Source organism: Actinomadura sp. NPDC049753 (assembly GCF_040674655.1).
Classification (GTDB): domain Bacteria; phylum Actinomycetota; class Actinomycetes; order Streptosporangiales; family Streptosporangiaceae; genus Spirillospora; species Spirillospora verrucosospora.
Map to the genome: position 1 here is coordinate 1 of NZ_JBFARL010000270.1, position 8,876 is coordinate 8,876.

7 protein-coding genes are annotated in these 8,876 nt (G+C 74.7%); 2 read left to right on the forward strand and 5 right to left on the reverse strand.

The window, feature by feature from the left end:
• A partial coding sequence (locus AB0K37_RS37870) for a CHAT domain-containing protein (protein ID WP_363989838.1) occupies positions 1-805 on the forward strand: 805 nt, incomplete at its 5' end.
• 8 nt (positions 806-813) lie between these two features.
• Here AB0K37_RS37870 and AB0K37_RS37875 read toward each other — a convergent pair.
• The 4 genes from AB0K37_RS37875 to AB0K37_RS37890 form a co-directional block, all read right to left on the reverse strand.
• The gene (locus tag AB0K37_RS37875) at positions 814-1,644 is read right to left on the reverse strand and encodes a sulfurtransferase (RefSeq protein ID WP_363989841.1); all 831 of its coding nucleotides are present in this window, start codon (positions 1,642-1,644) and stop codon (positions 814-816) included.
• 71 nt (positions 1,645-1,715) lie between these two features.
• Positions 1,716-2,888 carry a nucleotide pyrophosphatase/phosphodiesterase family protein gene (locus AB0K37_RS37880; RefSeq protein ID WP_363989844.1) on the reverse strand — a complete coding sequence of 391 codons (1,173 nt, stop codon included), beginning with the start codon at positions 2,886-2,888 and terminating at the stop codon, positions 1,716-1,718.
• On the reverse strand, positions 2,885-3,466 hold the full coding sequence (locus tag AB0K37_RS37885; RefSeq protein WP_185026304.1) for a DUF5998 family protein: 582 nt from the start codon (positions 3,464-3,466) through the stop codon (positions 2,885-2,887). The genes AB0K37_RS37880 and AB0K37_RS37885 overlap by 4 nt, the downstream gene beginning before the upstream one ends.
• 499 nt (positions 3,467-3,965) lie before the next feature.
• Positions 3,966-6,404 (reverse strand): GNAT family N-acetyltransferase, encoded by a 2,439-nt coding sequence (locus tag AB0K37_RS37890; RefSeq protein ID WP_363989847.1) that lies wholly within the window; start codon positions 6,402-6,404, stop codon positions 3,966-3,968.
• Positions 6,405-6,572: 168 nt separating this feature from the next.
• Here AB0K37_RS37890 and AB0K37_RS37895 point away from each other — a divergent pair, with 168 nt between their 5' ends.
• Positions 6,573-7,496 carry a sugar kinase gene (locus tag AB0K37_RS37895; protein WP_363989850.1) on the forward strand — a complete coding sequence of 308 codons (924 nt, stop codon included), beginning with the start codon at positions 6,573-6,575 and terminating at the stop codon, positions 7,494-7,496.
• An 11-nt stretch (positions 7,497-7,507) separates the two neighbouring features.
• On the opposite strand, the gene AB0K37_RS37900 is transcribed toward AB0K37_RS37895, so the two are convergent.
• Positions 7,508-8,533 (reverse strand): LysR family transcriptional regulator, encoded by a 1,026-nt coding sequence (locus AB0K37_RS37900; protein WP_363989853.1) that lies wholly within the window; start codon positions 8,531-8,533, stop codon positions 7,508-7,510.
• Between the last annotated feature and the right edge of the window lie 343 nt (positions 8,534-8,876).

An 8,876-nucleotide genomic window follows, 5' to 3' on the forward strand; every position in this document is an offset into this window, starting at 1 on the left:
GGAGGACCCGGCCGGGTTCGACGCGGTCTTCGCCGATCCTGGACGGCGCACGGCGCGGTGGCAGCCGGGGCCCTCCTCGCTCACGGGCGCGGCCGAGCGCCTCGACCGCCTCCTGTTCGCCCCGCTCCGCCCCGTCCTCGGCGACCGCGAGCTGGTCATCGCCCCGACGGGGGTCCTGCACGGCCTGCCGTGGGCGGCGCTCCCGTCCCTGGCGGGGCGCCCGTTCGCGGTCGTCCCGTCCGCCGGGGCCTGGCTCCACGCCCGCACGCGCGCCCCGTCCGGCGGGCGCACCGTCCTCGTGGCGGGCCCCGATCTCCTGCACGCCGACCGCGAGATCGCGGCCCTCCGCCGCCTCCACCCCGGCGCCGCCGTCCTGGACGGCCCGGACGCCCGCGCCGAACCCGTCCGCGAAGCCCTGGAGGGGGCCGACCTCGCCCACATCGCCGCCCACGGCGAGTTCCACCAGGGCAACGCCCTGTTCTCCCGGCTGCGCCTGGCCGACGGCCCCCTCATGGTCCACGACCTGGACGAGCTGGCCGATCCGCCGCGCCTGATCGTCCTGTCCGCGTGCGACATCGGCCGCGCCGACGAGGGGGACGCCGTCCTCGGCATGGCCGGCGCCCTGCTGGCCCTGGGCACCGCCACCGTGATCGCCAGCGTCCTGCCCGTCCGGGACGACGCGACCCCGGCCTTCATGACCGCCTTCCACACCGCGCTGGCGGCCGGGAAGAGCCCCTCGCGGGCGCTGGCCGCCATCGCCCGGACCCCGGCCACGACCGGTTTCCTGGCCATGGGGGCGGGCTGACCCCGGAGTCAGCCGTCGCCGACGGCGACCGGGTTGCCGGGGTCGGCCACCCAGTTCGACCAGGACCCGACGTAGAGGGCGGCCGGGATGCCGGCGAGGTGGAGGGCGAGGATCTCGTGGGCGGCGGTGACGCCCGAGCCGCAGTAGGCGCCGACGTCGAGGGCGTCGGTGGCGCCGAGCTGCGCGAACCGCTCGCGCAGCAGCCCGGGCGGCAGGAACCGGCCGTCGACGCCGACGTTGCCGGAGGTGGGAGCGTTCCGGGCGCCCGGGATGTGCCCGGCCACGGGGTCGACCGGCTCCTGCTCGCCGCGGTAGCGCTCGGCGGCGCGGGCGTCCAGCAGCACGCCGGCGCGGGCCAGCTCCGCGGCGCCCTCGGCGTCCAGGACGGGCAGGCCGCCGGGGTGGGCGACGAAGTCGCCCGGCTTGGCCTCGGGCTCGTCGGTGCTCACCGGGTGGCCGGCCTCGGTCCAGGCGCGGTGGCCGCCGTCCAGGACGCGGACCCGTTCGTGCCCGAAGTAGCGCAGCGACCACCACACCCGGGCGGCGGCCGTGGAGTCGGCGTCGTCGTAGACCACGACCAGGCTGTCGGCCGAGACGCCGGCGCGGCGCATCGCCGCCTCGAAGGCGGCGGGGTCCGGCAGGGGGTGGCGGCCGCCGGGACCGGGCGGCCCGGCCACGTCGCGGTCGAGGTCGACGAACACGGCGCCGGGCAGGTGCCCCCTGCGGTAGGACTCGATCCCCGGCGGCCCCGCCAGATGCCATCGGACGTCCAGCAGGACCACGTTCGCCTGCCGTCGGAGCAGCCGGTCCAGCGCGGGCACTTCGATGAGAGGGTGCACATCGCCAGTTTGGCCGCCGTTGCCCCGATTAGGGAGGGGCGAATCCGGGTTCATCTCAACTCCGCGGGATCTCAGGGCCGGGACGCGGTGAGCAGCGGCACCAGTTGCTCGGCCGGGACGAGGGAGCCGTGCATGCCGACCATCTGGTCCAGCCACGGCTCCCTTTCGGACGCCACGATCGCGAGGCCCGTGCGCGGGACGGCGACCACGTCGCCGATCCGCTCCAGCATGCCGGGGCCGATCGCGCCGAACCAGCCGTTCCCGACGGCGTGCTCGCGGCTCACGACCCACGCCTTGTCGCCCAGCGTCTCCGTCCAGGCGGCGAGCACGTCCGCGTGGGCGCCCGGCTCGCTGTAGACGTAGCGGGCGCGGGCGTCCCCGCCGAGCAGGGCGACGCCCTCCGCCAGTCCGGGGACGGCGTCGACGTCGATCCGCTCGTCCGGGTCGACCATGCCGTGGTCGGCGGTGACGTGCAGGGACGAGCCCGGCGGCAGGCCTTCCGCGAGGCGCTGCGCGAGGCCGTCGACGTACCGGAGCATGTGCCGCCAGTCGGCCGAGCCGACCCCGAACCTGTGGCCGGTCGCGTCGAGCTCGGCGTAGTACACGGTGACGTAGGCCCGGTCGCCGCGGCGCAGGGCCTGCCCGGCGCGGTCGGCGAGCTGGTAGGGGCCGCGGCCCGCGATGTAGTCGGCGCCGCGCGTGGTGGCGCGGCTGAGGCTGGACCCCCGGTAGAGGGGCTCCGCCACGTAGGCGACCTCGACGCCGTGCGCGGCCGCCCGCCCGTAGGCCGTCGGGACCGGCTGGAACGTCTCGGGCTCGACGGTGTCGTCCTCCCAGCGCAGGCAGTTCAGCAGCCGCCCCGTGCCGGGGATCGCGATCTGCACGCCGAGCAGTCCGTGCTCGCCGGGCGGGGCGCCGGTGGCCAGCGAGCCGAGGCTGCTGACGGTCGTCGCCGGGAACCCGGCCGTGATCGGGCCGCCGTCCATCGCGTTCAGGAAGGGCGCCTCGCGGGGATGGGCCCGCAGCTGCTCCCAGCCGAGGCCGTCGACCAGCAGCACGCAGACGCGCGGCACGGCGGGCAGCCCGAGGACGTTCGGAGCGTCCGGGACGCCCAGCGCGGCCAGCGCGGAGGACGGCAGGTCGGACAGCGCGCCCTCGCCGTACCGCGGGACGGGCGGTTCGGAGAGGGCCGCCCCCTCCTCCCGGCCGGGCCCGCCGCGCCGCTCGGCGGCGGCCGCGCTCACCGTGCGGTCACGGCGGACAGTTCCTCGGCGAAGGCCAGCACCTGGCTCACGGCGTCCGCGCCGTCCGCGGCCTCGCTGACCCGCAGCGACAGGTCGTCGGCCGTCACGCTGCCGGTGTAGCCGTGGTCGGCCTCGCAGTTCTCGTCGCCGCACGTCGCGGGTTCGAGGTCGATGTGGGCGATGGCGCCCCAGCCGATGGTCAGCACGACCTCGGTGGGCGGCACCCCGGGCACGTAGGACGCCGGGTCGGGGACGACCCGCGTCACCGCGACCGACTGGACGCGCTCCAGCTTGACGGCCTCGGTGGTGGTGGACGCGTGCGGCCGCGTCATGCCCTCGCCGGGCGGGTGCTCGTCGGTGTGGCACACCAGCAGCCGGCTCGCCGACAGCACGAGCACGGTCACGTGCCGCCGGACCTCCATCGCGGGGTCGAAGGTCGCCTCGTGGTGGACCACGTAGGCGGTGACGCGCTCGTCCCCGACGGCCGACTCGACCGCGTCCGCGACCAGGGCCGGGTAGTAACCGCTGCGCTCGATGGCCGTGCGCAGACCACTGACGGTCGCTCGGGTTTCCCTCATGGACCCATCCTGCCCTGTCCGGGGCCGGACGCGCACATGAGCGCCGCGGCACGCGGTCATATGTCCGTGTGCGGGGTGACGCCCCTGTGCGGGTAACGTCCGCGTGCGGGGTACAGGGTGGGCATGGACGAGCATCCACTGCCGACCCCGCCGCCGGTGCCCCCGCCCACGCCGGACCCGGCGCCTCCCCCGCAGCCCCCGGTGCCGCCCGAGCCTCCGCCCGGCCCCGCCCCGGGGCCCGCGCCGCGGCCGCCCGGACCGGTCCCGCCCGGTCCCTCGCCGGAGCCGGTGCCGCCAGGCCCGCCGCCGGAGCCCACGCCTCCCGGACCGCCGCCGGAGCCGTCCCCGCCCCCGCCGGGGCCCGAACCGTTCCCGCCGGGCCCCGCGCCCGACCCCGTCCCGCCGACGCCGGAGCCCAGCCCTCCCCCGCCTCCGGACTGACGGCGGGCACGCCAGAGGCCCGGGGCCGGTGTTCAGGCCCCGGGCCTCCGGGCCGGAGTCACAGGCGGCGCGGCTCCAGTTCGGGACGCGGCCCCAGAGGACGCTCCAGCGTGAGCGTCACCGCGCGCACCGCGACCCCGGACGGGCCCACCATGACGGGGCTCAGCTCCAGCCGCGCCACCTCCGGAAGGTCGTAGCCGAGGCGGGACGCGCGCAGCAGCAGCTCCTCCAGGGCCCCGAGGTTCACCGGATCGGCGCCGCGGTGCCCCAGCAGCAGCGGGGCCGTGCGGATCGCACGGATCATCTCCGCTGCCTCCGCGTCCGCCAGCGGCGACAGGCGGTAGGCGCGGTCGTCCAGCAGCTCGGCGGTCTCGTCGGCGATCCCGAACGAGATCAGCGCCCCGAACGAGGGGTCCTCCCTGACGACGATGCGGGTCGCGACCCCGTCCGTCCCGCCCGCGAGCCCGATGCCGTAGCAGGCCAGCAGCTCCGCCGCCTGCTCCGGCGCCACCTCCACGGGGCCGCCGTCGCCCAGCCACCCGGCGACCAGCTCCCGCGCCTTGGCGCGGTCCACGTCCTCGAACACCGGCATGCGGCCGGGCGGGCGCCGCCGCCACCGCGCGTACCGGATCACGTACGCCAGCGCCCGGACGGCGTCCTCGGGCGCCGTGTAGGACGGCACGGAGCCCTCCGCGGGCATCCCGTCCGGGCCGGTGACGCGCAGGTCGGCGGGCATGCCCTCGGTGCCGAGGTAGGTCGCCACGATCGGCTTGCGGCCCTCGGCGGCCAGCCGCAGGATCCTCTCGGGGACCCGCACGTCGTAGCCGCCGATCGTCGGGGGCGTGAACAGCGCCACGACCGCGTCGACCGTGTCGTCGTCGAGCGCGCCGGCGAGGGCGGCCTCGTAGTCGTCGGCGTCGGCGCGGGGGCCGAGGTCGATGCGGGGCCGGACCTGCAGCCCGAGCGCGACGGCCTCGTCCTGCGCCAGCAGGCCCAGCGAGTTGGAGTTGTCGATGATCGCGATGCGGTCGCCCGCCGGGAGCGGCTGGTAGGCCAGCACCTGCGCCACGTCGAACAGCTCCGCCAGGTCGTCCACCCGGATCACGCCGGCCTGCTCGAACAGCGCGCTGACCGCGTGGTCGGGCAGCGTGAGCGCCCGCGCCGCGTGCCCGATCGGGACGCCCTGCGTGCTGCGCCCGCTCTTCACCGCCACGATCGGCTTGCGGCGGCCGAGCCTGCGCGCCAGCCGCGCGAACTTGCGGGGGTTGCCCAGCGACTCCAGGTACAGCAGGACGGCCCTGGTCGCCGGGTCCTCCTCCCAGTACTGCATCAGGTCGTTGCCGGAGACGTCCGCCCGGTTCCCCGCCGAGACGAACGTGGACAGCCCGAGACCGCGCGCGGCCGTCCGCTGCAGGATGGCGATGCCCAGCGCACCGGACTGGGAGAAGAACCCCACCGGGCCCCGTCCCGGCAGGGTCGGCGCCAGGGTCGCGTTCAGCCGCACGTCGGTGTCGGTGTTGGCGATGCCGAGGCAGTTGGGGCCGACGACCCGCATCCCGTAGGCGCGCGCGAGCCGCACCAGTTGCTCCTGTGCGGCCCGTCCCTCCTCCCCCACCTCGCCGAAGCCGGAGGACACGACGACCAGCCCCCGCACGCCCTTGCCCGCGCACTCCTCCACGACCTCGTGGACGGCGTCGGCCCGCACCGCGACGACCGCGAGGTCCACGTCGTCCGGGATCTCCAGGACGGACGCGTACGCGCGGACCCCGGCCACCGCGGCCGCCGTCGGGTGCACCGGGTACACGGGCCCGCTGAAGTCCCCGGCGAGCAGGTTCCGCAGGACGGTCCGGCCGACGCTGTGCTCGGCCCGGCTCGCGCCGACCACCGCCACCGACCGCGGGAACAGCAGCCGCTGGATCGAGCGCGCCTCGGCCCGGTGCTCGCGCGCCGTCATGACCTCCAGCGAGGTGTCGGTCGGCTCCAGGTCGAGGACGAGCTCGATCACGCCCTCCTCGAAGCGCTGCTCCGCCCGGTACCCGGCCTCCCGGAACACCCGGGTCATCCGGCGGTTGTCGGGCAGGACGCTCGCCACGAACCGGCGCACCCCGCGCTCGCGCGCCGCCGCCGCGATGTGCTCCAGCAGCACCGCGCCGAGCCCGCGGCCCTGGTGCGCGTCCTCCACGAGGAACGCCACCTCCGCCGTCTCCGGCCGGTCGGCGAGCCGGTCGTACCGGACGACCGCCACCATCTCCCCCGCGATCGTGGCGATCAGCGCGGCGCGCCGGTCGTGGTCGACGGTGGTGAAGTGCTCGATCTCGCGGTCCGACAGCTGGGGGCGCGGCGAGAAGAACCGGTAGTAGATCGACTCCGGGGACAGCCGCGCGTGGAACGCGCGCAGGAGATCGGCGTCCTCGGGGCAGATGGGACGCAGATGGGCCGTCCCGCCGTCGCTGAGGACGACGTCGGCCTCCCACTGATCCGGATAACGCTCGGTCACGTACCCGAGGGTAAGGCACGGATGCGTCACGGTCCCGCGACGAAAAAACCGGCTTCCTCGGTTTCGCTGCGCGTTCGAGACCTAATCCGGGCTCCGAAGCTGTTACGGTCAAGCACACGCCCAAGAATTGCCGCTCGCGCGGGCCGTGTTGATCGAGGTGATGACTCCATGACGCGCGTGGTCGTGGTCGGCGATCTTATGACAGACACCGTGGCGCGTGCCGCGTATCCCCTGGCCAAGGGGAGCGACACGCCCGCCGCCGTGACGACGCACGGTGGCGGCTCCGGCGCCAACGTGGCCGCATGGCTCGCCGTGGACGGGACCGACGCCGCCTTCGTCGGCCGCCGCGGCTCCGACATCGCCGGCCGGAACCGGGACATGGAGCTGATGGGCTACGGCGTCGACGCCCGCCTCGTCATGGACCAGGAACGTCCCACCGGCACCTGTGTGGTCATGGTCACCCACAAGGGCGACCGGACGATGCTGTCGGATCCCGGCGCCAACGCCGCCCTCCTTCCGGAGGACATCGAGCGCTGCAAGGACCTGTTCTCCGGCGGCACCCACCTGCACCTGTCGGGTTACGCCCTGATCAACGAGGGGTCCCGCAAGGCGGCCATCCACACGCTGGAGATCGCCCGCAAGGCGCAGATGTCGGTCTCCGTGGACGGCGGCTCGTCCTCCCCGCTCAAGCGGATGGGCGCCGAGCCCTTCCTGGAGTGGACGCAGGGCGCCCGCCTCCTGGTCGTCAACGCCAAGGAGGCCGAGATCCTCACCGGCCGCGACACGCCCGAGCAGGCCGCCAAGGTGCTGACCGCCTGGTACCCGCAGGTCGTGATCACGAGCGGCGCCGACGGGGCCCTGTGGTACACCAACGGCCGTCCCGAGCCGGTCACCGTCGCGGCGGAGCCCGTCGAGAAGATCATCGACGGCACGGGCGCCGGCGACGCGTTCGTCGCCGGGTTCCTCCCGCCGTGGCTGGACGGCAAGCAGCCGGCCGACGCCCTCACCGCGGGCTGCCGCCTGGCCGCCCGCGCCATGCAGCACCTGGGCGCCCGCCCGACCCTCGACGTGGTCGACAACCAGATCAAGTAGGGCGGTGCCGCTCAGGCGAGCGGAGTGTAGGTGCGGACGTCCTCCCTGACCGCGTCCCAGAGGCGGTTCAGGGGGTGGCCCGCGTCGTAGCGTTCGAGGTCGGCGCGGCGGACGAAGGCGCCCGTCATGAACTCGGCCCTGGGCTCCAGGTCGTCGTCCAGCCCGATCGCGCGGAGCGGGACGGCGTCGGGGTCCTCCTGCGCGGCCATGCCCCGCCCGATCGAACCGGTGACGATCATGCAGCCGCGCACGAACCCGGACCGCAGCAGCGACAGCCCGTAGTGCACGTCGTCGATGTCGGCGACGACGTTGAGCCGCTCGCGGAAGTTCGTCCCGTACCAGGTGGCGAGCAGGTCGGCGACGAGCCCGGCGGGCGGCACCACCAGGGGGATGCGCCCGAGGCGGCTGGTCTGCACCGGCGTGTCGGGCAGCTCGCCCTCGGGCAGGTTGGTGAGCAGCAGCGCCTGGCCCCGGGCGTACTCGACGACCTCGTACTCCTGGAGGCGCAGGTCGCCCTCCGGGGTGCTGACGATGCTGCCGCAGATGAGGTCGACCTGGCGGGTCTCCAGCCGCGACCACAGGTCCTTGGTGCGGACGTGGGCGACCTTGAACTCGACCTCGCGCTGCCGGAACTCCTCCGAGACCCGGTCCCAGGCCCGGGAGACGATCGGCAGGGTGAACTCGGTGGTGCCGACCGTCAGCATGCGGCCGAGGCGGCGCCGGCTCCAGTGAATGGACTCCAGCCATTTCTCGAACGTCATGCGCGCGAGTTCGACCGTGGTCTCCCCGGTCGGGGTGAACAGGTAGTCCTTCCCGCGCCCCTGCCGGACGGTCAGGACCTCGCCGCACAGCACCTGGCTGTTGCGGTTCAGCGTGTCGAGCTGCTTCTGGACGCTCGACTGCTCGCGCCCCATCACCCGGGCCGCCCGCAGCGCCGAGCCCGTCTCGTGCACCACCAGCAGGGTCCGCAGCTGGTCGAACGTCATGTCGAGCAGGCCGGGCGGGCACTCCAGGAGCGAGTCGAGGGTCGGTGACACGGGGAGGGACATTACTACCTCTTCCGGGGTCCCACGGAAATGGCCGCGGGGCCAACTAAGCGGGAAATGATGACATTTCCGCCTGAACTTATCTCAAGATGTTCTCCTAAACAACTGGACAGAGTTTTCTAACCTCTAGAACACTTTCCTTCGAGCCGCTCCACCGCCGCCGTCACCCGTCCCACTCCCAGGACGGCGGCGCTCCCGGGCGCGCCCCGGCGGTGCCGGCCGCCGGGGCCGCCGCCCGGCGCCCTGGTCTCCCGTTCGCCGCGGACCGAGCAGGACCTGGAGACCGTCCGGCTCGAACAGGGCTTCAACGGCGACAAGCCGCCTGCGGCGCTGC

Excerpts from the sequence above, each read along its gene's own strand:
- AB0K37_RS37895 (WP_363989850.1), top strand. The coding sequence starts at position 6,573 with ATGACGCGCGTGGTCGTGGTCGGCGATCTTATGACAGACACCGTGGCG.
- AB0K37_RS37885 (WP_185026304.1), bottom strand. The coding sequence starts at position 3,466 with ATGAGGGAAACCCGAGCGACCGTCAGTGGTCTGCGCACGGCCATCGAG.